21 protein-coding genes are annotated in these 24,262 nt (G+C 71.9%); 11 read left to right on the forward strand and 10 right to left on the reverse strand.

Features of this window, described 5'->3' with window-relative positions; all coding sequences use genetic code 11:
* The first annotated feature begins 2 nt into the window (after positions 1–2).
* The gene (locus O7616_RS10525; RefSeq protein ID WP_282262271.1) at positions 3–332 is read left to right on the forward strand and encodes a hypothetical protein; all 330 of its coding nucleotides are present in this window, start codon (positions 3–5) and stop codon (positions 330–332) included.
* Between the two features lie 98 nt (positions 333–430).
* Here the strand turns inward: O7616_RS10525 and dacB are convergent, their stop codons facing one another.
* Both dacB and O7616_RS10535 read right to left on the reverse strand, forming a co-directional pair.
* On the reverse strand, positions 431–2,014 hold the full coding sequence (dacB, locus tag O7616_RS10530; RefSeq protein ID WP_282306620.1) for a D-alanyl-D-alanine carboxypeptidase/D-alanyl-D-alanine-endopeptidase: 1,584 nt from the start codon (positions 2,012–2,014) through the stop codon (positions 431–433).
* Positions 2,015–2,080: 66 nt separating this feature from the next.
* The gene (locus tag O7616_RS10535; protein ID WP_282306622.1) at positions 2,081–2,797 is read right to left on the reverse strand and encodes an aquaporin; all 717 of its coding nucleotides are present in this window, start codon (positions 2,795–2,797) and stop codon (positions 2,081–2,083) included.
* Between the two features lie 104 nt (positions 2,798–2,901).
* On the opposite strand from O7616_RS10535, the gene O7616_RS10540 reads away from it, so the two are divergent.
* Both O7616_RS10540 and O7616_RS10545 read left to right on the forward strand, forming a co-directional pair.
* Positions 2,902–3,975 (forward strand): NAD(P)-binding domain-containing protein, encoded by a 1,074-nt coding sequence (locus O7616_RS10540; RefSeq protein ID WP_282306623.1) that lies wholly within the window; start codon positions 2,902–2,904, stop codon positions 3,973–3,975.
* A 194-nt stretch (positions 3,976–4,169) separates the two neighbouring features.
* The gene (locus tag O7616_RS10545) at positions 4,170–4,451 is read left to right on the forward strand and encodes an adhesin (RefSeq protein ID WP_282262267.1); all 282 of its coding nucleotides are present in this window, start codon (positions 4,170–4,172) and stop codon (positions 4,449–4,451) included.
* A 9-nt stretch (positions 4,452–4,460) separates the two neighbouring features.
* Here the strand turns inward: O7616_RS10545 and O7616_RS10550 are convergent, their stop codons facing one another.
* Positions 4,461–5,528 (reverse strand): hypothetical protein, encoded by a 1,068-nt coding sequence (locus O7616_RS10550; RefSeq protein ID WP_282262266.1) that lies wholly within the window; start codon positions 5,526–5,528, stop codon positions 4,461–4,463.
* A 91-nt stretch (positions 5,529–5,619) separates the two neighbouring features.
* Here O7616_RS10550 and O7616_RS10555 point away from each other — a divergent pair, with 91 nt between their 5' ends.
* The 3 genes from O7616_RS10555 (at position 5,620) to O7616_RS10565 (ending at position 9,129) form a co-directional block, all read left to right on the forward strand.
* Positions 5,620–6,498, forward strand: coding sequence for a sulfotransferase domain-containing protein (locus tag O7616_RS10555; protein ID WP_282306624.1), 879 nt, complete (start codon positions 5,620–5,622; stop codon positions 6,496–6,498).
* Between the two features lie 390 nt (positions 6,499–6,888).
* Complete coding sequence (locus O7616_RS10560; protein WP_282306625.1) at positions 6,889–7,281, forward strand: cupin domain-containing protein; 393 nt, start codon at positions 6,889–6,891, stop codon at positions 7,279–7,281.
* Positions 7,282–7,329: 48 nt separating this feature from the next.
* Complete coding sequence (locus O7616_RS10565; RefSeq protein WP_282306626.1) at positions 7,330–9,129, forward strand: glycoside hydrolase family 15 protein; 1,800 nt, start codon at positions 7,330–7,332, stop codon at positions 9,127–9,129.
* 18 nt (positions 9,130–9,147) lie between these two features.
* Here O7616_RS10565 and O7616_RS10570 read toward each other — a convergent pair whose 3' ends face one another.
* Both O7616_RS10570 and O7616_RS10575 read right to left on the reverse strand, forming a co-directional pair.
* Entirely contained in the window at positions 9,148–10,338 is a 1,191-nt protein-coding gene (locus tag O7616_RS10570; protein WP_282306627.1) for a threonine synthase, read from the reverse strand.
* A gap of 14 nt (positions 10,339–10,352) precedes the next feature.
* Entirely contained in the window at positions 10,353–11,399 is a 1,047-nt protein-coding gene (locus O7616_RS10575) for a DNA polymerase ligase N-terminal domain-containing protein (protein ID WP_282306628.1), read from the reverse strand.
* Between the two features lie 94 nt (positions 11,400–11,493).
* Between O7616_RS10575 and O7616_RS10580 the strand changes: the two genes are divergently transcribed.
* From O7616_RS10580 to O7616_RS10590, 3 genes are all read left to right on the forward strand, one after another.
* Positions 11,494–12,282 (forward strand): aldo/keto reductase, encoded by a 789-nt coding sequence (locus tag O7616_RS10580; RefSeq protein WP_282306629.1) that lies wholly within the window; start codon positions 11,494–11,496, stop codon positions 12,280–12,282.
* A gap of 126 nt (positions 12,283–12,408) precedes the next feature.
* Positions 12,409–12,561, forward strand: a complete 153-nt coding sequence (locus tag O7616_RS10585; protein ID WP_282306630.1) for a hypothetical protein — start codon at positions 12,409–12,411, stop codon at positions 12,559–12,561.
* Positions 12,561–13,526, forward strand: coding sequence for an N-acetylmuramoyl-L-alanine amidase (locus tag O7616_RS10590; RefSeq protein ID WP_282306631.1), 966 nt, complete (start codon positions 12,561–12,563; stop codon positions 13,524–13,526). The genes O7616_RS10585 and O7616_RS10590 overlap by 1 nt, the downstream gene beginning before the upstream one ends.
* Before the next feature lie 88 nt (positions 13,527–13,614).
* Here O7616_RS10590 and O7616_RS10595 read toward each other — a convergent pair whose 3' ends face one another.
* The gene (locus O7616_RS10595) at positions 13,615–14,739 is read right to left on the reverse strand and encodes a cellulose binding domain-containing protein (RefSeq protein ID WP_282306632.1); all 1,125 of its coding nucleotides are present in this window, start codon (positions 14,737–14,739) and stop codon (positions 13,615–13,617) included.
* A 301-nt stretch (positions 14,740–15,040) separates the two neighbouring features.
* On the opposite strand from O7616_RS10595, the gene O7616_RS10600 reads away from it, so the two are divergent.
* Both O7616_RS10600 and ctaD read left to right on the forward strand, forming a co-directional pair.
* Positions 15,041–16,147 (forward strand): FAD-dependent monooxygenase, encoded by a 1,107-nt coding sequence (locus O7616_RS10600; protein ID WP_282306633.1) that lies wholly within the window; start codon positions 15,041–15,043, stop codon positions 16,145–16,147.
* A 130-nt stretch (positions 16,148–16,277) separates the two neighbouring features.
* The gene (gene ctaD, locus O7616_RS10605; RefSeq protein WP_282262252.1) at positions 16,278–18,038 is read left to right on the forward strand and encodes a cytochrome c oxidase subunit I; all 1,761 of its coding nucleotides are present in this window, start codon (positions 16,278–16,280) and stop codon (positions 18,036–18,038) included.
* Positions 18,039–18,355: 317 nt separating this feature from the next.
* On the opposite strand, the gene O7616_RS10610 is transcribed toward ctaD, so the two are convergent.
* The 4 genes from O7616_RS10610 to O7616_RS10625 are packed head-to-tail and all read right to left on the reverse strand — an operon-like array spanning position 18,356 to position 24,242.
* The gene (locus O7616_RS10610) at positions 18,356–19,603 is read right to left on the reverse strand and encodes an MFS transporter (RefSeq protein WP_282306634.1); all 1,248 of its coding nucleotides are present in this window, start codon (positions 19,601–19,603) and stop codon (positions 18,356–18,358) included.
* Positions 19,604–19,643: 40 nt separating this feature from the next.
* Positions 19,644–20,225 (reverse strand): isochorismatase family protein, encoded by a 582-nt coding sequence (locus tag O7616_RS10615; protein WP_282262250.1) that lies wholly within the window; start codon positions 20,223–20,225, stop codon positions 19,644–19,646.
* A 35-nt stretch (positions 20,226–20,260) separates the two neighbouring features.
* Positions 20,261–21,547 (reverse strand): nicotinate phosphoribosyltransferase, encoded by a 1,287-nt coding sequence (locus O7616_RS10620; RefSeq protein WP_282262249.1) that lies wholly within the window; start codon positions 21,545–21,547, stop codon positions 20,261–20,263.
* 16 nt (positions 21,548–21,563) lie between these two features.
* Positions 21,564–24,242, reverse strand: a complete 2,679-nt coding sequence (locus O7616_RS10625) for a LuxR family transcriptional regulator (protein ID WP_282306635.1) — start codon at positions 24,240–24,242, stop codon at positions 21,564–21,566.
* Between the last annotated feature and the right edge of the window lie 20 nt (positions 24,243–24,262).

The following is a 24,262-nucleotide window of genomic DNA, read 5'->3' on the forward strand; positions in this document are numbered from 1 at the left end:
AGATGAGCAGTAGTACCGCCCACCGCATCCGTCGCGCCGCTTCGTCCGGTGCCGGTGCCGCGTCCGGGGAGGGGCTCCGCGACATCCCCCTGCCGCCGTACGTGACGGGCGAGGACACCCAGTTCGCGGTGCGGGCCGTGGTGGTGCACGCCCCTCGGAGGTGGTCCGGGGGAGTGGTCTGCCGCAACGATGCCAGCCCGCATCCGTGCCGCCTGCACCGCTGGGGCACCCGGGTGCTGGCGCTGCGCGGGCTGCGGGCCGCCGAGATCGCCGCGCTGATCGAGCGCGGTGACCCGACGGCGGTGGTCCCCCCGCCGGACCGTCCGGCCTGAGCCCTCCACCGGACCGTCCGGCCTGAGCCCTCCACCGGACCGTCCGGCCTGAGGCCGCGTCGGCCGGGAGGCGCCAGCCCGCGCCTCCCGGCCACCGCTCAACAGGTGATCGGCTTCACCCAGGAACACTCCACGCCCTCGGGGGTCCGGGGAGTCTCCGGCACCGCCGGCGGTGCCGTCCGGGCGGTGTTCGTACCGTCCGCGCGGAACCCGGCCAGTGCCACCGCGATCTGGTCCTCCAACGGCTTGACCGACGCCGTGAGGTAGTTGTTCAGCAGGATGGCGAACGCCAGCAGTCGGCCGTCGGCGCTTGTGACATAGCCGGAGAGGCCGGAGACCCCGGTCAGACTGCCGGTCTTGGCGTGCACGTTCCCGGCCGCGGGGGTGCCGGCCATCCGGCTGCGGAGAGTGCCGCCGACGAACCGCTCCGGCTGGCCGGCGATCGGTAGGGCCGCGTACCAGGTCTCGAACCAGGGTGCGGAGCGGACGGCGCTCAGCAGGTCCACGAACTCCGCCGCCGGGACCAGGTTCCGCCGGGACAACCCCGAGCCGTCGCGCTGGCGTAGCCGCCCGGTGTCCATCCCGGTGTCGGCGACGTACTCGCTGATCGCGGTCATGCCGGCCGTCCAGGTCCCCGAACCGCTCAGCACCCGGCCGATCTCCTTGGTCAGCACCTCGGCGTGCCCGTTGTTGGAGAGCTTGAGGAACGGTGTCATCAACTCGCCCAGGCTCATCGAGTCGTGCCGGGCGACCGGGTGGGCGGTCTCCGGGGTGGGTTGGCCCAGCACGGTCCGGCCGATCACCCGGACGCCGTGCCGGTGCAGCGCCGCCCGGAACACGTCGGCCGCGTAGCCGGTGGGTTCCCAGACGGTCACCCAGTCGCTGGCGGGTGCGCTTCCGACGGCGATCTGGCCGGTCACCACGACGGTGTTGCCGCCGTGTTCGCGCTCGATCGAGATCGAGGTCTCGCCCTCGGCGACCGTCACGGCCCGGTTCTCGACGCGGACGTACCCGGTCGGTGGGGTGGTGTCGACCGCCGGTGGGGCACCTGCCCGGCCGGCGGGGGTGGCCCGCACGATCACCGTGCCCGCGTCGTAGTCGGTGTCCGGTGCGACGGTCAGCGCGGACACCTGCGCGGCGTAGTAGTAGGGCTCGTCGTCCCACGTCCAGTCGGGGCCGAGGCGGGTGCTGTCGTAGCGGGTGTCGTCGGCGACCAGGTTGCCGGTCACCACCCGTACGCCGTCGGCGGCGACCTGGGCGGCGAGCGCGTCGTAGTCGGCGGCGAGCATGGTCGGGTCACCGCCACCGCGCAGGTAGAGGTTGCCACTGAGCAGGCCCGCGCGGCGTTTGCCGCTGGTGTGCACGTCGGTGGTGAAGCGGTGCCCCGGGCCGAGCAGCCCGAGGGCCGCTGTCGAGGTCATCAGCTTGGTGTTGGAGGCCGGGATCAGTCGACGGTCGCCGTTGCGGTCGTAGAGCGTCTGCCCCGTGCCGGTGTCGACGACGACCACCGACGCCTGCGCTCCGTTGAGGCGGGCGTCGGCGAGGATCGTGTCGATGGTGTCGTGCAGTCGGGTCGTCGCGGGGGTGGGCGACTCGGCCGTGGCACCCGGCGCGCCGGCGGTGGCCGCGGTGGCGACCAGCGTGAGCAGTGCCAGGGCCCGGACGAACTGACGGCGATGCATGCGCTGATGCTGCCACGAAGATAATCGCCGGAAAAGAGTGCCACGCGAAAGTTACTGCCAACCGGGCTACGCGGGCCGTCCGACCGACTTCTCGTGCCCGCCCCAGTAGTGCCGCTGCGCGCCCATCACCAAGGGGGCGACCAGGGCGGCGAGCGCCCCGCCGAGCAGCGGGAAGACGATGAACACCCAGAGCTGCCGCAGAGCCACGCCACCCTCGAAGACCGCCGGGCCGAACGCCCGGGCCGGGTTGACCGCCGCACCGGTCAGCGTCACGCCGACCAGTTGGGTCGCCGCCAGGGCCAAGCCGATGGCCACCCCGGCGGTACCCGGGTTCTCGCTCCGACTGGTCACCACCAGGACGACGAGGACGAACAGGAACGTCAGCACGATCTCCAGCACCGCCGCGCCGCCCCGGTTGATGTGGGCGCCGTAACCGTTCGTGCCCAGCGCCCCGGTCTGGTCCGCGACGTCGCCCCACCGGGTCAGCGCCCAGAGCACGAAGGCGGCCACCGTCGCACCCAGGAACTGGGCGATCCAGTACGCCACCGCGCCGAGCACCGAGATCTTTCCGGAGAGCAGGACGCCGAGGGTCACCGCCGGATTGACGTGACTGCCGGAGAGCGGGCCGATCGTGTAGACGAGTGCCAGCATCACGAACCCGAACGACAACGCGACCACCACGACGCCGCCCTGAACCCGTGCGGCGACGGCGCTGCCCACTCCGAAGAAGACCAGCAGCAGAGTGCCGAGGAACTCAGCCGCGTACCGCCGGAAGTCGCTCATTCACTCAGCGTAGGTGCAGGTCGGGAGGCCGTTGTCGAAAGTCTGTGATCGGCGCGACGGCCGACGGCGGGCACAGCGGTGCCGTGCTCGGCGTTGCACATCACGTGGACACCCACTCCGTGGACGTCGTGGTGATCGGTGCCGGTCAGGCCGGCCTGAGCGCCGGCTACCACCTGCGCCGCACCGGCTTCCTGCCCGGCACCGGCTTCGTCATCCTCGACGGCGACGACGGGCCGGGTGGGGCCTGGCAGCACCGCTGGCCGACGCTCGTCTTCGACCGCGTGCACGGCTTCCACGACCTGCCCGGGCTGCCTCTTCCGCCCGTGCAGCCCCACCGCCCGGCGGCCGAGCAGGTACGCGCCTACTTCGCCGCGTACGAGAAGACGTTCGACCTGCCGGTACGACGGCCGGTGCGGGTCCGTGCGGTGCGCTCCCGTCCGGACGGGCGGCTGGACGTGCACACCGACCAGGACCGGTGGATCGCCCGGGCACTGATCAACGCGACCGGCACCTGGACCAGGCCGTTCTGGCCGCACTACCCGGGTCGGGAGTCGTTCCGGGGCCGGCAACTGCACACTGCCGACTACCGAGGGCCGGCCGAATTCGCCGGCCAGCGGGTGGTGGTCGTGGGCGGGGGAACCTCCGCCGTGCAGCTGCTCGGCGAGGTCTCCACCGTCGCGGCGGCCACCACCTGGGTGACCCGCCGGCCGCCGGAGTTCCGGGACGAGGAGTTCGGCCCGGAGTTGGGCCGCGCCGCGGTGGCCCGGGTGGACGAGGCGGTCCGGGAGGGCCGCCCACCGGGCAGCGTGGTGGGCGTGACCGGGCTGCCGGTCACGCCGGAGGTACGCCGGCTACGTGAGCGGGGCGTCCTGGATCGGCTACCCGTGTTCGACCGGATCACACCCGACGGGGTGGCGTGGGCGGACGGGCGCTTCGTGCCGGCAGACGTGATCCTCTGGTGCACCGGCTTCCGTGCCGCCATCGACCATCTCGCCCCCCTGGGGCTGCGCGCGCCGGGCGGCGGTATCACGATGGACGGCACCCGGGTGGTCGCCGACGAGCGGGTTCACCTGGTCGGTTACGGCCCCTCGGCCAGCACGATCGGCGCCAACCGGGCCGGTCGCGCGGCGGTCAACGAGATTCGCGCCCGGCTCGCCCCGGCCCCCGCTCTCGACTGATCCGGCTCTATTTGACGGATCGCCGGTCAGCGGGCACGGTGGTGGTGGCGGGGCCCGCAGCTGCCCCGATGTCGATGCGACGGCGATGACCGTTCGCCCCTTCTGTCGCCTCCCAGGTGTGCTCGTACGCGGGCCGATCGTCCGGTCTGCGAAGGTTCCGACCGGGAGCCGAGATTCCACGAGGAGTTCCGCTCATGCTCACCATGACCGACAATGCCGTGCTCGTCATCCGTGACCTCGCCAACCAGCAGGACGTCGCCGAGGGCGGCGGAGTGCGGATCGCCGCCGACACCGAGGCCGGCTCGCTCACCGTGGAGCTGGTGCCCGAGCCGGTGCAGGGCGATCGGGTGGTCGACAACCAGGGCGCCCGCATCTTCCTGGACGAGGACGCCGCCGAACTGCTCGGCGACGCCTCGGTGGACGCCACCGTCGACGACGAGGGCATCATCCAGTTCGGCTTCACCGAGAAGCAGTAGCCACCCGTCTCACCGCAGCGAGCGCCCGCGCTGCGGCGGACCGGGCCGGTGGTGCCGGCTCGGTGCGGTGTCGCCGTCCGGGCGCGACAGCGTGGCGAGCACGTACGCCAGGTGGTGTGAGGTGCTCCAGGCCGCCCAGTTGGCGGCCGAACCGGCACCGGCGCCTCGGCGGGCCCGGCGGGCCAACTCGTGGTCGCCCCAGGAGAACGCCGCACCGGTGCTCGGCCAGTGCGACGCCGACACCAGCGTTCGGCACAGGTCGGCGAACCGCTCCTCGCCCCGGCCACCCCTGCGTGCCCAGCGGTAGACCCACCAGCTGCCGTCGTCGGTGTACCGCACCGTCGGCAGCCGGTCACCGGGGTCACCGGTGCCGGGAACGGCCGGGTGGACCCCGTAGTCGCCGTAGTCGACCCCGACGTCGGCCAGCCGCTGCCAGAGCTGCCAGTCCCAGCGTTCCAGCCGGACCGGCTCGTCGGTCGGCAGTCGGGACAGGGTGGGCGGCATGCCGCCCGCTGCCACGGTCACCGACCGCCAGGCGTGCCGGCGCGCCCAGTCCAGCAGACGGCGTACCCGTGGCTCGGCCACCCGCACATCCGCCGGGCAGCACACGTCTCCCGCGTCCACCAGCAGGTCGCACTCCTCCGGGGCGAGGTCGGTGGACCGCCAGACCCGTTCGACGGCCGCGGTGCTCGCGTCCGGCCCGGCCCGGTCCTGTGCGGCCCGCAGGCGGACCAGCGCCCGCCGACCGCAGGCCCGCGCCGCCGCGCCGTGCGCGACCAACCGGTGGTCGCTCTCCGCGAGACCGATGACCGGCACCAGGGGTACGCCCCAACGACTCAGCTCCGCCGCGCGGCCGTCGGGAATGCCGCTGACGTCGACGGCCGGCAGCAACCCGGCCGGTAGTCGGCGGAGGGAATCCAGTGTGGACCGGTCGATCGTGCCGATCTCCAGGATCGGGGCGACGAGTGTGGTGGCCGTGGGGTCGAGGTGGCTCAGGGCGTCCAGCTCACCTCGACGGCAGGCGAGGATGGGGCGGTAAACCGGTTCCGCCGCCCGGCTCCCGTGGGCGGGCACCATACTTCAATCTAGCCAGGCATAGGCATATGTCACAGCTCGTGGAGTCGGAATTCGGCTGCTCGACTGTCGCCTGCGCGACTAGCATCCTCCGATGCCCGAGCCAGCGCACCGATACCGTTCCGACGACGAGGACAGCGCCCGGTGGGCCGGATTCCCGTTCCGCGACGGCGACATCGTGATCAGTACCCGGTCCAAGAGCGGCACCACCTGGATGCAGATGATCTGCGCGCTGCTGGTGCTGGGCACTCCTGAGCTGCCGGCGCCGCTGAACGTGCTGTCGCCCTGGCTGGACTGGCTCGCCGAGCCCCGCGACGTGGTGTTCGACAGGTTGGCCGCGCAGCCGCACCGGCGGTTCATCAAGACACACACCCCACTGGACGGGGTGCCCCTCGAACCCCGGGTGCACTACGTGGTGGTGGCCCGGCACCCGTTGGACATGGCGGTCTCCCTCTACCACCAGGCGGGCAACCTGGATCGCGTACGCCTCGCCGAGCTGACCGGCCAACCTGCCCCGTCCGGGCCGACCCGCGAGCGCGCGCCGGTGGAGCAGTGGCTGCGCAGCTGGGTCGACCACGAGGTGGACCCGCGCGCCGAGCTGGATTCGCTGCCCGGGGTGCTGCTGCATCTGAACGACGCCTGGGCGCGTCGACACGAGCCGAACGTCGAGCTGGTGCACTACGACGACCTGCTGGCCGACCTGGGTGGTGAGATGCGCCGGCTCGCCGAGCGATGGGATCTCCCGAGCCCGGGGCCGGACCTGGTCGAGGCGGCGACCTTCGGTCGGATGCGGGAACGCGCCGACCGGCTCGCTCCGGACACGCTCGGCGTGCTGCGCGACCGCCGGGCCTTCTTCCGGCAGGGCGGCTCGGGGCAGGGCCGCGATCTGCTGGACGCCGACGACCGGGCCCGCTACGAGAAGCGCGTGGCCGCGCTGGCCCCGCCCGACCTGCTCACCTGGCTGCACCGCTAGCCCCTCCGCCGACCCCAATGCCCCTCGACCGACTGCCGCAGTCGATCATGGACTTGTGGTGTCTGGTTCGGTGCTATTGCGCCTGCTTTGCGCCCACCACAACTCCATGATCGACGGGGTGGAGCAGGAGCAGGAGCAGGGCGGGGTGGGTGGGGTGGAACGAGCGCGCGGCGCCGTTGGACCGTGGTCGCAACGTCGCCGCGCTCTGGCCGTCTCCCACCACCGCAGCCGTTCGGCGGTACGCCGGCGGGGACCTGGCTCGACCGGCTGTTCGTGCCGGTCGGGTTGTCGATCCCCGGTCCGGGCGGGTCCAAACCCGCCGAACGTGGGGAATTCCACCATCTGCGAGTCCCGGCGTGGCGTACTGCCGAACGGGGTATGAGCGTCGGCATGGAGCATTTCACGATCGCGACGGTCGCCGAGAAGAGCCCGGATTTCCGGCGGGTGCTGTGGACCGGTGAGCACACCCAGTTGGTCATCATGACCATCCCCGCCGGTGGCGAGATCGGCGAGGAGGTCCACGAGGGCATCGACCAGATCCTGACGTTCGTCAGCGGCGTCGGCGAGGCCCGGGTCGCCGGCGAGAAGCGGAAGGTCGCCGCGGGCGATCTGGTCGTGGTGCCGTCCGGCACCAAGCACAACTTCGTCAACACCGGGCCCAACCCGCTGGTGCTCTACACCGTCTACGGCCCGCCGGAGCACGCCGACCAGGCCGTGCACCGGACCAAGGAGGAGGCCGACGCGGCGGAGGCGGCGGGCGAGGACGAGCCACCGACCGAGTGATCCGGCCGCCGGCTGCCTGATCCGGCCCCACGTGGGTACCCGCGGCGGGTGGAGCAGCAGCCGGCGATCTCCGACTACGGATTCCTCTCGGACTCCCGTTCCGGTGCCCTGGTCGGCAAGGACGGGTCGGTCGACTGGTGGTGCCCGCACCGGTTCGACGGGACGTCCGTGTTCGGGCGACTGCTCGACCCGGGGGCCGGGCACTTCAAGCTGGCACCGGTGGGCGTCGGCGGACCGGGGCATCGGATGGAGCGGGCGTACCTGCCGGACTCCCTGGTGCTGCGCACGGTGCACCACACACCGCAGGGCAGCGTGGCGGTCACCGACGCCCTCGCCGCCGAGGTCGGGGCCCGTGCGCACGAGTTGGGCAAGAACTCGCCAGCCGTGCTGATCCGGGTGGTGCAGGGGCTGTCCGGCCGGGTACGAATGGTGCTGGACTTCGCGCCCAGGCCGGAGTATGGGCTGCTCACGCCGTACTTCCATGAGCAGCCGGACGGCGGCGTGCTGGCCGGCGCGGGCCCGGTGGTGCTGGTGTTGCGCGCCGACGATCTGGACCTGCGGGCGGACGTCGACCGGGTGCACCACGAGTTCGAGATCTCCGCCGGTCAGGTGATCGGGATGGACGCGGCGTTCGGTGAGGTGTACGGCAGCCCGCCGGCCCGGATGGAACCGCTGGCCGCCCTCGCCGAGACGACGCGGGCCTGGCAGGCGTTCCGCGACACGCACATCTACAAGGGCCGCTACCCGGAACTCGTCCGGCACAGCGCGACGGTCCTGACCGGCCTCACGTACTCCCGCAGTGGCGCGGTCGCCGCCGCGCTGACCAGTTCGCTGCCCGAGCAGATCGGTGGCGACCGGAACTACGACTACCGCTACTCCTGGCTGCGGGACTTCTCGTTGACGATGCGCGCGCTCTGGGTGGCGGCCTGTCCCGAGGAGACGTCCCGGCTGTTCGCCTGGGCGGCCCGCTCGATCGGCCGGTTCGGCGACGAACCCGTGCCGGTGCTCTTCGGGTTGGAGGGCGAGCGGGACATCTCCGAGCACCACTGCGACCACCTGCGCGGATACCGCGACAGCAGGCCGGTCCGGGTCGGCAACGACGCCTGGCGGCAGCGGCAGCTCGACGTTCCCGGGGAGGTGATGTCGGCGGTGTGGCGGCTGCGCGACTACCTCGGCGCAAGGTTCGACGGTGAGCTGGAGGAGATGGTGCTCGGGTTGACCGACCAGGTGGCCGCGACGTGGCGCCTGCCCGACCGGGGCATCTGGGAGACCCGGGACGAGGAGCGCCACTACGTCTCGTCGAAGGTCTCCTGCTGGTTGGCGCTGGACCGGGCGGTGGGGCTCGCCGACCGGCTCGGCGACCGGGCCGACCCACGTCGCTGGGCCGCGGTACGCGACGAGATCCGCGACACCGTGTTGCGTGAGGGGTGGAACGATCGCATCGGGGCGTTCACCGGTGCGTTCGGGTCGCCGGAGTTGGACGCCTCCGTGCTCGCCCTCCCGGTGGCGCGTTTCCTGCCGGCCACCGATCCGCGGATGCGCTCCACCATCGAGATGGTCGAGCGTGACCTGGGCACCGAGAGCGGCCTGCTGCGGCGGTGGACGAGCGACCCGGCGGGCTTCCTGCTGTGCTCGTTCTGGCTGGTGGAGTGCCTGGTGATGGCGGGGGAGCCGAAGCGGGCCGAGGCGCTGTTCGAGCGGGTGATCGGATTCTCCAACGACCTGGGGCTGTTCAGCGAGCAGATCGACCTGACCACCGGGATGCAGCTCGGCAACACCCCGCAGGCGCTCTCGCACATCGGGCTGATCAACGCGGCCTGGCGGTTGACCGAGCCGAACAGCTTCTGACCGGCCCCGCCCACCGGCTCACCCCAGCACGGGTACGCCGGACACGTCGACGGTGTCCGGATACTTCAGCCCGGCCCCGGTGTTGAGCACCACCACCCGTTCACCGGCCCGGATCCACCCGCCGGCGCGCAGGTGCCGGGCCGCCGTCAGGCAGGCCGCGCCCTCCGGGCAGAGCAGCAACCCCTCCCGGCCGGCGAACTCCCGCAGGTCGGCCAGCAGTTCCGCGTCGTCCACGGCCACGGCTGTGCCGGACGACTCGCGCAACGCCGCCAGGATCAGTTCGTCGGCCAGCGGGGCCGGCACGGTGATGCCGAACGCCACGGTGTGCGCGTCCTCCCACGGTTGCGCCCGGTCCTCACCGGCGGCGAACGCCCGGACGATCGGCGCGCAGCCGCTCGACTGCACCGCCACCAGTCGAGGCAGCTTGTCGCCGATCCAGCCCAGCTCGCGCAACTCGTGCATCGCCTTGTGGATGCCGATCAGGCCGACACCGCCGCCCGTCGGATAGATGATCACGTCCGGGATCTGCCAGCCGAGCTGCTCGACGATCTCGTACCCCATCGTCTTCTTGCCCTCGAGCCGGTAGGGCTCGCGCAGCGTGCCGGCGTCGAAGATGGTTCCGTTCGACTCCGCGATCAGCTCGGCCACCCGCCGTCCGGCGTCGCTGATCAGCCCGTCGACCAGGCGCAGATCGGCACCGGCGGCGACGCACTCGCGTCGGCAGATGCCCGGCGCCTCCAGCGGCATGACGATCGTCGCGCCCATCCCGGCCCGCGCGGCGTACGTGGCCCAAGCCGACCCGGCGTTGCCGTTGGTGGGCATCGCGATCCGCTCGACGCCCAGCTCGCGGGCCCGGCTCACCCCGACCGCCGCGCCGCGTGCCTTGAACGAGCCGGTCGGGATCAACCCCTCGTCCTTGACCAGCAGGTCGGTGATGCCGATCTCGGCGCCGTACGCCGGGGCGCGCAGCAGCGGCGTCCAGCCCTCACCGAGCGTCGTCACGTGCCGCGGGTCGGCGACCGGCAGCAGTTCCCGGTAGCGCCACAGGTCGGCCGGACGCAGCGGGAAACGTTCCGGGGTGACCGCCTTCGCCACCGCCGCCAGGTCGTAGCGGGCCAGCAGCGGTGAGCCGCACTCGCAGAGGTTCTGCAGCCGGTCGGCCGCGTGCTCCCGGCCGCAGCGCGGGCAGTCCAGGTGGGTCAGGTACACGTCGCTCCTCGCCGTCAGACCGCGTCGACGCTCAGCCAGCGCCGGCTGCGCCGCCCCGGCTCGTAGACGGAGTCCAGCCGCTTGGCGACCACGCCCGGCAGCCCTTGCTCCTGCCCGGCGCGCAGGGCCTCGTCGCCCGCGCCGGGGAACCACGGCGGAGTCTGCCAGTGCGCACCCGCCAAGGCCAGCCCATCGAGCAGCTCCCGGCGTTGCGCGTACGGCACGTCGACGCTGCTCGCGCCCTCCAACCAGAGCAGGTCGACGACCAGGTACTGGGCACCGGCGGGGACGCGGCCGCCGGTGCTCGCGCGGATCGGGCGCACCCGCCCGGCGTCGTCGATGCGCACCAGCACACCGTCGAGCACGGCCTCGGTGGGCGCGAGCGCCTCGGCCATCGCCCGCAGCCACGGGTACCCGCCGGTGATCTCCTCGTCGGTCTCGGAGAGCAGGCGCAGCCGCCCGCCGGAGACGTACGCCACCGCCCGGACCCCGTCCCACCGCAGCTCGTACCCCCAGGCGGCGCGGTCGCGGGGGAGCCGGGCGGCCGGCGTGGCGTGCATCGGGCGGACCAGGTCGGGCATCGGTGTCCATCCCGGCGGCGGCGGGTCGGTGCGCCGGACCATCCAGTCCCGGCCGCCGGTGGCGAAGAGGACGTAGCGGCCGGCGGTGCGGTCGCCGGAGAGCGTCACGATCACCTCGTCGTCGCGCCACTTCTCGCAGCGGTAGGTGCCCCGGTCGTGGATCAGCATCCGGCCGCCGCCGTACTCGCCCGCGGGGATCTCGCCGGCGAAGTCGAGATACTCCATCGGGTGGTCCTCGGTGTGCACAGCGAGGTGGTTGCGGCCCGGGTCGCGGGGGAGACCACGCGGCACCGCCCACGACGCGAGCACTCCCTCGTGCTCCAGGCGCAGATCCCAGTGCAGGCTGCGGGCGTGGTGCTGCTGGATGACGAAGCGGGCCGTGTCGCCGTCCGGGCCGGCGGCGGGGCTCCGCTCGGGCACCGGCTCGGGTGTCCGGGCCGCGTCCCGTCGTCGCCGGTACTCCTCCAACCGGTCGGTCACACCCGCATTCTCCGGCAGACCGGACCGTCCCGCTGGACGCCGGAGTGTCCGGTTCGCTCGGCGGCAGCGGGCCCGGCGGGGTAGAACGGACCTCATGGACCTCACCGACCAGCCCGCCGCCCTGCTCCCCGGTGACGTGCGGATGCCCCTGCTCGGCTTCGGCACCTGGCAGGCCACCGGCCAGGCCGGCTACGACGCCGTGCTGGCCGCGCTCGACACCGGCTACCGGCACATCGACACCGCCACCGTGTACGGCAACGAGCGGGAGGTCGGCCGGGCGGTGCGGGAGAGCGGGCTGCGCCGCGAGGACGTCTTCATCACCACCAAGCTCCCGCCGAACCGGGTGGGTCAGGAGCGCGCGACGCTGGAGGCGAGCCTGGAGGCGCTCGGCGTCGACCACCTGGACCTCTGGTTGATCCACTGGCCGCCGTCGTCGCCGTCGGACAGCATCCCGCTGTGGCGCGAGTTGCTCGCCGCCCGGGACGAGAACCTGACCCGGGCGATCGGCGTCAGCAACTACAGCACCGGGCAGATCGACGAGTTGATCCAGTCGACCGAGGAGAACCCGGCGGTCAACCAGATCGAGTGGAGTCCGGCGTTGTACGACAGGCAGCGGCACGCCGAGCACCGGGACCGGGGAGTGGTGCTGGAGGGGTACAGCCCGTTCAAGACCAGCGACCTCAGCGACCCGGTGCTGACCAGGATCGCGGCGGCGCACGACGTCTCTCCGGCGCAGGTGGTGCTGCGCTGGCACATCGACCACGAGATCGTGGCGATCCCGAAGTCGGTGACGCCGGAGCGGATCACCGCCAACTTCGACGTCTTCCACTTCGCCCTGACTGCGGAGGAGATGCGCGACATCGACGCGCTCGGCAACGCCTGACGCGGCGGTTTCCTTCAGCTTCCGTCTTGGCTGTGAAGGGTATCGACATCGACGTTCGTGACGGTATAGCGTGCCCGTCATCACGATCGTCGATCCGTTCGTGCCCGCCGTCGCTGGAGGATCGCCATGACCCGATCACCATCCGTCCGTCTCCGCCGCCGCGGGGTGCTCGGCATCCCCGCCCTCGTCGTCGCCGCGTTGGCAGTCGTCACCCGCCCCGACCCGGCACGTGCCGCACCGAAGGCCGAGTGCCTCGCCGACCTGCTCCAGGACGCCTGATGGCGACGATTCCGTGGCTCGTGGACGTGCTGCGCGGCGCCGGGGTCCAGGTCGTCGTCGAGGGCGACTGGCTCAACCGGATGCGACCCGGCTCCTTCGACCCGATCGGTGTGCTCTGGCACCACACCGCCTCCACCAGCAGCGCGAGCAACCCGCACCCGGCGCTCGGCATCTGCATCAACGGCCGGTCCGACCTGCCCGGGCCGCTGTGCCAGGCGCTGGTCGACTACCACGGCGTCTTCCACGTCATCTCCGCCGGCCGCTGCAACCACGCCGGGGTCAGCGGCGGCAGCGGGCCGATCCCGGCCGGGGACGGCAACACCCTGATGATCGGGTGGGAGATCGACTACAACGGCGTCAACCAGGAGATGACCGCCGCGCAGTACAACGCGTCGATCGCCGCGACCGCCGCCGTGCTCACCCGCCTCGGCCGGGACAGCAGCTACGCCCGGGGGCACCGGGAGACCAGCACCACCGGCAAGATCGACCCGTCCTTCATCGACCTCAACGTGATGAGGGCCGACGTCGCGGCGAAGATGGCCGGCGGCGGCACGGCGTGGTCCTCCACCGTGGACAACACCACCGCCGGCCGGTTCACCGCCAGCGCCAACTGGGGTGTCTCGACGTACTCCAGCCAGCGGTACGGCGCCGACTACCGCTACGCCGACCCGGTCGCCGCCAGCGACCCCGCCTGGTACCGGTTCAACGTGCCGGCGGCCGGCAACTACCGGGTCGAGGCGTGGTGGCCGACGAACAGCGGCTACAACAGCGCCACCCCCTACATCGTCGCCACCAGCACCGGCAACCGCACCGTCTATGTCGACCAGCGGGCGACCGGAGGGCAGTGGCGGGCCCTCGGCACATTCGCGCTGCCGGCCGGTGACGCCAACCGGGTGGCGGTGAGCCGGTGGAGCAACGCCGCCGGCCTGGTCATCGCCGACGCGGTACGCCTCACCCGGGTCTGATCACTGCCGCCTGAGCGGACCGCGAACGACACCAGGGCCGTGCGGTCGTGACCATCCGGTCACCACCGCACGGCCCTGGCCGTGTCGGTCAGTTACGCGAGCAGGTCGCCCCGTTGAGCGAGAAGCTCGTCGGTGACGAGTACGACCCGTTCAGGGTGCCCTGGTAGCCGAAGCTGGCAGTGCCCCCGGGCGGGATGGACCCGTTGTGGCCGACGTTGCGGGCGGTCACCGCGGAGCCGCTCTGGCTCACCGTGGCGTTCCACGCGTTGGTGACCGTCTGCCCGCTGGGCAGGCTGTAGTTGAGCGTCCAGCCGTTGATCGCGCTGGACCCGGTGTTGGTGACCTGCACGTCGGCGGTGAAGCCGTTGTTCCACGAGTTGGCCGTGTACTTCACCGCGCAGCTTCCGCCACCGCTCGGCGGCGGGGTGGTCGGCGGCGGGTTGGTGGGGCCGCCACCGCCGTTGACGTTGGCCGAGAACGACGTGACCGCGAGGCCGACGCCACCCTGCCACGGCTCGAAGCCGGCCTGGATGCTGGTCAGGTACCAGGAGTTGGTGATCGCGCCACGGTTGCGGGTGTCGTTGATGAAGTCCAGCACGCTGAAGTTCAGGCTGGAGATCGCGGACGACGCGACGTAGGAGATGACGTTGTTGGAGCCGTTGCTGCCCCGCCAGACCTCCCAGGTGCGGCCGGCCAGGTTGGTGGTGCCGACCACCGAGCCGATGGGCTGGATCGGGCCCTGCCGGTTGAGCCAGATCATGATCTCCATCTGGTTCACCCCGTCCCGCTTGGGAGACGGGTCCAGCCAGATGTCATACGACGCGTTGTAGGTGGCGCCGCTGACGTAGCGGTAGGAGATGCTGCTTGTCGCACTGCTGATCTGGGACACCTGGATCGGCAGGTTCGTGCCGGGGGAGCAGTTGGTGTAGTGACAACCGAGGAACACCGAGGGGTACGCCGTGGGCGCGCCGTTGGTCGGGCTGCTGCCGTTCAGCGTGGTGATCTCGAAGCCGTTGTTGGTGACGTTGATGCACTGCTGGGCGGTGGTGCCCCAGCGGTTGTTCTGCACCACGTAGCGGCCCTGGATGGTGGTCGAGCCGTACTGCTCGCAGATCAGGGTGTCGGCGGAGGCGGTGCCGCCGAGGGCCACGGCCACCAGTGAGCTGGTGAGGAGGAGCCCGGCGGCGGCCAGGGCCCGAAGTTGACGTTTCATGACGCTCCTTGACTCGGCGCGTGCCGGGCGCCGGATGTGGTGGGGTGGTGCGGGAGCGCTCCCACGCTCAACGACACATTTACATGCTTGAAACTAGGGCGCAACTGCATGCGTCAAACTGGCGAATTGTGAGGATTGCCACGCCCGCGCCGGACGGCCGCCACCCGACGGCCAGCTGAGCGCCGCGAACCGCCGACGAGCGCCGCCGAGCGAGCCGATCGGGGCCTGGTGTGGGCCGATAGCTCCGAGTAGCGTGTTGCCTCCAACGCGTTCCGCTCCCCCTCCGGAGGCGTACACCACCATGGGTGGCTCCCCCCTGCGCATCCTCGTCGTCGGCGCGGGCATCGCTGGCCTCGCCGTGGCCCGGGCGCTGCGCCTGGCGGGCTTCCGGCCGGACGTCACCGACAAGCTGCCGCCGGGGGAGTCCACCGAGACCGGCCTCTACCTGCCCGGTAACGCCGCCCGCGCGCTGCACCGGCTCGACCTGCACGACCCGGTCCGCCCGCTCGGGCAGGTGATCCGCCGGCAGCACTTCTTCGACGCCGCCGGCGCGCACCTCTGCGAGGTCGACCTCGACACCCTCTGGGCAGGCGTCGGCGAGTGCCGGGCGCTGCCCCGGGCCGACCTGCACCGGGTGCTGCTCAGTGGGGCCGGCGGTGCCGTCCGGCACGGCGCCGAGGTCCGCACCCTGGAGCTGCTGCCGGGGGCGGTCGGCGTCACCTTCACCGACGGCACCACCACCGAGTACGACCTGGTCATCGGTGCCGACGGGCCACGCTCCTCGGTGCGGGCGCTGGCCGCGCTCGGCGGGCCGCCCCGCCCGGTCGGGCAGGTGGTCTACCGGGCCGTGCTGCGGGACGGCCCGCCGGTCGCGGAGTGGACCGCCCTGCTCGGCCGGCGCTCCGGCTTCCTGATGGTGCCCATCGGTGCCGGACGACTGCACCTGTACGCCGACGAGGCCGGCACCGAGGAGCCCGCCGAGCCCCTCGCGCGGCTGCGGGAACTCTTCGCCGACTACCGGGGCCCGGTGCCCGAGGTGCTGGCCACCCTCGACGAGGTGCACGTCGGCATCACCGACGAGGTGGAGCTGGGCCGCTGGCACCGGGGACGGGTGCTGCTGGTCGGCGACGCCGCGCACGCCACCGCGCCGACGCTCTCCCAGGGTGCGGCCATGGCGCTGGAGGACGCCGTGGTGCTGGCCGAGTCGCTGCGCGCCGCCAACAGCGTGGAGGCGGCGCTCGTGGCGTACGAGAGTCGCCGCCGCCCGCGTACCCGATGGGTGCGGGACCGGACCCGGGACCGCAACCGGACCAGGGACGTGCCGCCGGCGTTGCGCGACCCTCTGCTGCGCGGACGCGGCGACCGCATCTTCGGGGAGCACTACCGGTTGCTGCTCGGCCCGCTGTAGCCCCGTTGTAGATCGTGTCACGCCACCCCACGCGGCGCTGCGACCTGCCGGGGACTATCCTCCTTGCGGATGACGGCCCGCCGATAACCAGCGTGTGCCGAGCGGGACAACCGAGAACCGGAGGCCACTCGTGACCACCGTCGCACCCAAGCCGGTCGTGACCCGGCCCTGGCCGGTCCGGGAGCCGGTCAAGGGGTCGGCCATCGCGCGGCTGCTGCGAACCACGGACGCGAAGCAGATCGGGATCATGTACATGATCACCGCGTTCGTGTTCTTCATGATCGGTGGCCTGATGGCCCTGATCATGCGGGCTGAGCTGGCCCGACCCGGGCTGCAGTTCCTGTCGCCGGAGCAGTACAACCAGCTCTTCACGATGCACGGCACGATCATGTTGCTGTTCTTCGCGACGCCGATCGTGTTCGCCTTCGCGAACTACATCGTGCCGATCCAGATCGGCGCGCCCGACGTCTCCTTCCCCCGTCTGAACAGCTTCGCCTACTGGCTGTACCTGTTCGGCGGCACGATGGCGACCGCCGGATTCATCACCCCGGGTGGCGCCGCCGACTTCGGCTGGTTCGCGTACGCGCCGCTGAGCAGCGTCGAGCACTCGCCCGGTGTCGGCGCCAACATGTGGATCATGGGTCTGGCCATCTCCGGTCTGGGCACCATCCTCGGCGCGGTGAACATGATCACCACGGTGCTGACCCTGCGCGCGCCCGGCATGACCATGTTCCGGATGCCGATCTTCACGTGGAACATCCTGGTCACGAGCCTCCTGGTGATCCTGGTCTTCCCGCTGCTGGCCGCCGCGCTGTTCGCGCTCGCCGCGGACCGCATCCTGGGCGCCCACGTGTACGACCCCGCGACCGGCGGGCCGATGCTCTGGCAGCACCTGTTCTGGTTCTTCGGGCACCCCGAGGTCTACATCGTCGCGCTGCCGTTCTTCGGCATCATCAGCGAGGTCATCCCGGTCTTCTCCCGCAAGCCGATCTTCGGCTACAAGGGTCTGGTCGCCGCGACCGTCGCGATCGCCGCGCTCTCGATGAGCGTCTGGGCGCACCACATGTTCGCCACCGGTCAGGTGCTGCTGCCGTTCTTCAGCTTCCTGAGCTACCTGATCGCCGTGCCGACCGGCATGAAGTTCTTCAACTGGATCGGCACCATGTGGCGGGGCCAGATCAGCTTCGAGACGCCCATGCTCTGGGCGGTCGGCTTCCTGGTCACCTTCCTCTTCGGTGGTCTGACCGGTGTGCTGCTGGCCAGCCCGCCGATCGACTTCCACGTGTCGGACTCGTACTTCGTGGTGGCGCACTTCCACTACGTGCTCTTCGGCACCATCGTGTTCGCGGTGTTCGCGGGCATCTACTTCTGGTTCCCGAAGATGTTCGGCCGGATGCTCGACGAGCGGCTGGGCAAGGTGCACTTCTGGCTCACCATGATCGGCTTCCACACCACGTTCCTGGTGCAGCACTGGCTCGGCAACGAGGGCATGCCCCGTCGGTACGCCGACTACCTGCCCGGTGACGGCTTCACCACGCTGAACATGATCTCCACGATCGGCGCGTTCATCACCGGTATCTCCACGCTGCCGTTCATCTACAACTGCTGGAAGTCGTACAAGACCGGCCCGGTGGTCGAGGTGAACGACCCCTGGGGTCACGGCAACTCGCTGGAGTGGGCGACCACCAGCCCGCCGCCGCTGCGCAACTTCGACCGGATGCCCCGCATCCGCTCCGAGCGGCCGGCGTTCGACGCGAAGTTCCCGGAGCTGGCCGCCGGCGGCCAGAGCCTGGCCGGCCCGCCGGAGGGTGGCGCCAAGCCGCTCACCAGCGAGTCCGACGGTGGCGCCAGCTACCGCGAGGACACCGCCAGCGACATCGATCGGCACTGACGCTCCACGCTCGGCAGTACGACGGGCGCCGCCCCCGGGACCACCCGGGAGCGGCGCCCGTCGCCATTGCCAACCCCTCCCCGCTCGGCCCCCGGCCCCTGCGCTGGCCTTGGCCCGGCTTGGCGTGGCTCGATCCCATCCGCCCCCTGCTCATCCGGCGGTGCTGCTTTTCAGAGATATACCTGTGAGTCATAAATATGACTCACAGGTATATCCGCTGTTCGGGTACGTGCCTCCGCCCGGCCGCCGCAGCAGCGCACGGCGGTTTCACCGGGGCGGTGGCCGCGGTCGCGTCGGGGGATGAGGGGAGGCAGCCCTCAGCGAACGGCGGGGGTGAGGTCCGCCTCGACCTGTGGTGGGGTGGCTGCGGCGGCGCGGCGGCGGCGCAGCTCGATCGGGAGCACCACCAGCGTGACCAGCGCGCCGAGCGCTCCGGTGACCACGAAACCCCAGACCGGCGAGCTGGCGTCGATCACCGCACCGGCGAGCGGCGCGCCGATCGCGATGCCGACGGTGACCGCCGAGCCGTGCAGCCCCATCGCCTCGCCGCGTACCTGGGCCGGGACCAGGCGACTCACCGCGTCGGAACCGGCCGCGATCGTCGGCGCGCAGAGCGCGCCGGCCGGGATCAGCGCCAGGGACAGGAGCCACCAGTGCGCGCCGCCCAGCCCGACCGGGATGGTGCACAGGGCGAGTGCGGCGGTCAACGCCAGCGGCGAGAACGAGCGGTGCACAGCCCCGTAGGCGAACCCGCCGGCCAGCGAGGCGACCGCCCAGATGGCCAACACCGCGCCGGTCCAACCGACCTCGCCGCTGGCCCGCAGCACCGCGACCACCGCGACGTCGGTGCCGCCGAGCACCAGGGTCGCCGCCGCGCTGAGCGCCAGTACGGCGAGCAGTCGCGGAGACAGCCACTCCCGGCGGGACACCCGCTGTGGCGGGCCGCTCGGCTCCTCGGTGCCCTCGCGGATCGGCGGGTTGACCACCCACAGGGCGATCCCGGCGGCGACGATGCCGCCGCCGACCAGGTACATGGTGGTCTGCGCGGAGATCGCGGTGACCAGGGCCACGGCCAGCGCCGGGCCGATCATGAACGACAGCTCCACCGACATGGAGTCCAACGCGTAAGCCGGGCGACGCTGGTCCTCCGGGACCAGCGCGGCGATCGACTGCCGGACCACGGAGAAGATCGGCAGCGCCAACGAGCCGGCCACGAAGGCGAGCGGCAACAGCAGGGGGTACGGCAGTGTCGGCGCGGTGGACCAGAAGATCGCCTCGGCGATGCCGGTGAGCACCAGCACCGGGCGTAGGCCCCGCCGGTCCACCAGTCGGCCGAGGATCGGCCCGCCGATCGCCGCACCCACCGTGACGGCCGTGCCCACCAGGCCGGCGGCTCCGTAACCTCGACCGAGGTCGAACACCACGTGGAAGGTCAGCGTCACCCCGGTCGCGGTGAGCGGGATGCGGGCGAGGACGGCCACCACCAGCAGCGACCGCAGGCCGGGCAGCGCGAGTGCCTGCCGGTAAGGCTTCATGTTCACGTGGGTCCGTACCTCCGGCGACATCCTCGACGGGAGACGGCCCGATGGCCAACCATTTACGCCCTCATGCGGCAGTGATCACAGGATCCCCGTGCAGAGTCACCCCGGCGCCCTCCATCGCACGCAGCGCCACGTCGGTGGTCGCCGGGGCGACGGCTGCGGTCAGTTCGAGCAGTACGGTGGTGGCGAAACCCTCCCGGGCGGCGTCCAGCGCGGTCGCCCGTACGCAGTGGTCGGTGGCGATGCCGACCACGTCGACCCGGTCCACGTCGTGCCGGCGCAGCCAGTCGGCCAGGCACTCGCCGCCGTCGGCGTGCCCCTCGAACCCGGAGTACGCCGCCGCGTGCTCGCCCTTGTGGAAGATCGCCTCGATCCGGCCGGTGTCGAGTTCGGGGTGGAACTCCGAGCCGCTGGTCCCGACCACACAGTGCCGGGGCCAGGACTCCACGAAGTCCGGCGGATCGCCGAAGTGAGCGCCCGGGTCGACGTGGTAGTCCTTCGTGGCGACGACGTGTGTCCACCGGTCCGGCTCTCCGGCGAGCAGCCGGGAGATGCCCGCGGCCACCCCCGCGCCGCCCGCGACGGCCAACGAACCGCCCTCGCAGAAGTCGTTCTGCACGTCCACGATGATCAGCGCGTTGGCCATCGGGTTCCCTTTTCAGATCGGGTCGGCGGGAGGGTTCAGCCAGCGGGTACGACGGTGACCGGCACGGCCGGGTCCCCGGCCGACAGCTTCAACCCCTCCCAGGGGATGGAGATCAGGCACTCCCGCAGGTGCTCCCGGGACTGGTCGAGGGTGGGCAGCGACACCGGCTCGCCGCCGACCACGTACGAGTGCTGGAGCATGCGGTCGTTGGGCTTCCGGTCCGGCACACCCTGCGGGACGATGATCTCCTCCGTGGCGGTGCCGGTCGGCTTGTGCCGGCGGACCGCGACCTTACGACCGCCGATCGTCGCCTTCTGCTCGGAGCGCTTCACCACCGGTCGTCCCTCGACCTCGACGAGCTTGTAGACCAGCCCGGCGGTCGGCGCTCCGGAGCCGGTGACGACTGCCGTGCCGGCGCCGTACATGTCCACCGGTTCGGCGGCCAGCGCGGCGATCGCGTACTCGTCGAGGTCGCCGGACACGATGATCTTGGTCTCGGTGGCGCCCAGCGAGTCGAGCAGTTCCCGGGACTGCTGGGCGATCACGGCCAGGTCACCCGAGTCGATCCGGACGGCTCGCAGCTCCGGCCCGGCCACCGCGATCGCGTTGCGGATGCCCTGGCTGATGTCGTACGTGTCGACCAGCAGCGTGGTGTCCTTGCCCAGCGTGGCGACCTGCGAGGCGAACGCCGCCCGCTCGTCGTCGTGCAGCAGGGTGAACGCGTGCGCCGCCGTGCCCGCCGTCGGGATGCCGTAACGCGCGCCGGCGGCGAGGTTGGACGTGAACCGGAACCCGGCCAGGTACGCGGCCCGCGCCGCGGCCACCGCGGCCTCCTCGTGCGCCCGACGCGAGCCCATCTCGATGAGCGTCCGGCCCCGTGCCGCGGTCACCATGCGTGCCGCCGCCGCGGCCACCGCGCTGTCATGGTTCAGCACGGAGAGCACCAGCGTCTCGAGCACCACGCACTCGGCGAAGCCCCCGGAGACGGTGAGGATCGGTGAGCCGGGGAAGAACAGCTCACCCTCGGCGTACCCGTCGATGTCGCCGGTGAAGCGGTAGTCGGTGAGCCACGCGGCGGCCGCTTCGTCGACCACGCCGGTCCGGCGCAGGAAGTCGACCTCGGTGGGGTCGAACCGGAAGTCACGGATCAGCTCGACCAGCCGGGCGGTGCCGGCGACCACGCCGTACCGGCGGCCACTGGGCAGCCGGCGGGTGAACACCTCGAAGACACACCGGCGGTCGGCGGTGCCGTCCCGCAGTGCCGCGCTGACCATGGTCAGCTCGTAGTGGTCGGTCAGCAGCGCGGGTCGGTTGTCGCTCACCGCCCCAGCCTAAGGTTCAGCCCGCCTCGCCGCCCTCGTGGCCCGGGATCGAGCGCAACGCGGCCCACAGCTCGGTGCGGCCGGTCACGCCGAGCTTGGCGTAGATCCGCTGGAGGTGGTTCTCCACCGTGCGGGCCGAGAGGTAGAGGCGTTCGGCGATGGCCCGGCTGGGAGCGCCGTGTGCGGCGAGACGGGCCACCTGCCATTCCCGCTCGGTGAGCACCGGCGCTCCGACGTGCAGCGCCGGCGTCCGGATCAGGTCACAACGCCCGAGCAACCCGGCCAGGCGCTCCCGCGCGTCGTTGACCGCCGCCGAGTGCTGCCGGCGCAACCGCTGCACGGCCTGGGAGGTGGCCTCGGCCGCGTACACGGTCAACTCCAGGGCGGCGTAGTCGTCGGCGACCGCGAGCAGGTCGGTGGCCGAGTCGGTCACCGCGGCGCGGGCGTGCCGGGCCAGCAGCGGCGGGAGCACCCCGTCGACCCGTTCGGAGAGCTCGGCGAGGCGCTGGGCCACTGTCCGGCGGCCACCGTCGGAGCAGGTGGGACCGACCGGCATGCTCGCCTGGTCCAGCCGCACGAGGTCGTGCAGGACGTGCACCTCGTGCCCGGCGAAACCATCCGCGCGCAGCCGGTCCACCAGGTCGCCGAGGTGCTTGACCGCGCCCGGCAGGTCGCCCGACGCGGCGAGGGCCGCGCCCCGGGCCTGCTCCAACCACGGATACAGCACCGCCATGCCCGGCGCGTGGGTGCGGTCCGCCTCGGCCATCGCCGCGGTCGCCTGCGCGGCGTCACCGCGAAGCGCCGCCGACTGGGCGCGCTCGGCCTGGGCCAGACCGGCGTAGACCCGGCTGGTGGCCAGCACCGCGCAGGCGCCCAGGGCGGTCCGCATGGCCGCGTCGCTCTGCCCACGCATCCGGGCCGCGTACGCCTGGAGGATGGCGAGGTAGCCGGTGCCGAGCCGGAAGTCACCGGCACCGGCGAGGTCGGCGAACTCGTCGGCGACGATCGCGTCGATCCCGGCCAGGTCGCCGGTGAGCATGAGCCGGGTGCCCCGGGCCAGTTCCAGTGCCAACTGCAGGTACGGCATGTCGGTGCGCCAGTTGGCGGCGGCGGAGTGCACCTGGGCGATCGCCGTACCGCTGCGGTTGAGCTGGCCCTGCGCGGCCTGCACGTACGCGATGGTGGAGCGCGCCAGTTCGCGGGCGGCGACGCCGGCCGCCGGTCGGTCGAGGACGCGTTGGCTGAGCCGCACGGCCGTCGTCGTGTCCATCCCGTGCAGACGCATGATCGCCTCGAAGGCGTGCACCCGGGACCGGTCGGCGGAGTCGCTCAGTTGCTCGACCCGACTCGCGATCTCCTCCACCGTGGACTGTCGGCTCAACCCCCAGTAGCTGACCATCCCGCGCACTGTCAGCCAGCGGCAGAGTCGCCGTTCGTCGCCGGGTTCGGGGGTCACCCCGTCGAGGACTCCGATCGCCTCCTCGGGCCGGTCGGCGAACATCAGGATCGTGGCCAGCAGCTCCGCCGCGTCCGAACCGCCGTCGGCGTTGAGCGCGGCGCGCGCCAGGCGGGTGGCCAGCGGCACGTCGTAGCGGGTGAACGCCTGGACCGCGGCATCCACCAGCAGCGCCGGGTCCTGTGCGGTGCCGGAGTCGAGGCGCCAGACCGCCACCCGCAGCAGGTCGTCGCGGCGGCGCTTGCCGACCTGTTCGAGCAACTCCGCGAGGTGCGCCTGGAGGCGGCGGGTGCGGCTGACCGGGCAGCGGCGGCGCATCACCTCGCCGTAGAGCGGGTGGGCCAACCGGACGTCGGTCCGCCGGTCGTGCTGGATCACACTGATCAGGCCGCGTTCCTCGGCGGTCTCCACATCCGCCTGGTCGGCCGCCTGCTTGAGCAGGTGCAGACCGAGCGGTTCGCCGAACGCCACCAGCTCGACGACCGCGCGGACGCCGTCGGTGAGCTTGCCGACCCGGGTGTCGATCAGGTCGGTGAGGTTGGGCGCCAACTCCAGCCGCCCGGTCCACTTCCAGATCCCGTAGGTGCGCTTCAGCTCCGCGCTGCCGCTGGCTGCGTGCACCAGCTCGCGTAACAGCAGCGGGTTGCCGGCCGAGAGCTCACCGAGCCGGTCGGCGGAGCCGGCGTCGACCGGGCCGCCGAGGATGGCCGCCAGCAGCCCCGCCGTCTCCTCCTGTGGCATCGGGCTCAGCTCGACGTGCTCGACCAGGTCGTCGGTCCAGAGTGCGCGGATCGGCAGCGGAATCTGCTCGCCGTCGCGCAGGGTGCCGAGCACTGTGGCGTTCTCCGCACGGGCGACCAGGTGCACCAGCGCCGCCGAGGGCGGGTCGAGCAAATGGGCGTCGTCGATGGCGAGCACGATGCGTCGGCCCGCCGCCTGCTGTTGCAGCACGTTGAGGGCCCAGCGCAGGATGCCGGCGGGGGAGAGGCCCTGGGGTTGCTCGGCGGGGAGGACCTGCACCAGCCCACCGAACGGCAGCGCGGCGGTGGTGGCGCTGGCCGCGATGGACCAGATCGCGAACCGGTCGCTGGGCAACGCGTTGACGCCCTCGCGCAGTAACCGGCTCTTGCCGATGCCTGCGCTGCCGCTGAAGAAGAGCCCGCGCCCAGCCTCGCCGGTCACCGCCGCCAGCAGGCGGTTCAGCTCGTCCGTCCGGCCGACGAACTCCCATCGACTCATCCGCGCAGCATATCGATCGG

Source organism: Micromonospora sp. WMMD964, from assembly GCF_029581455.1.
In the GTDB taxonomy this organism is placed as follows: Bacteria; Actinomycetota; Actinomycetes; order Mycobacteriales; family Micromonosporaceae; genus Micromonospora.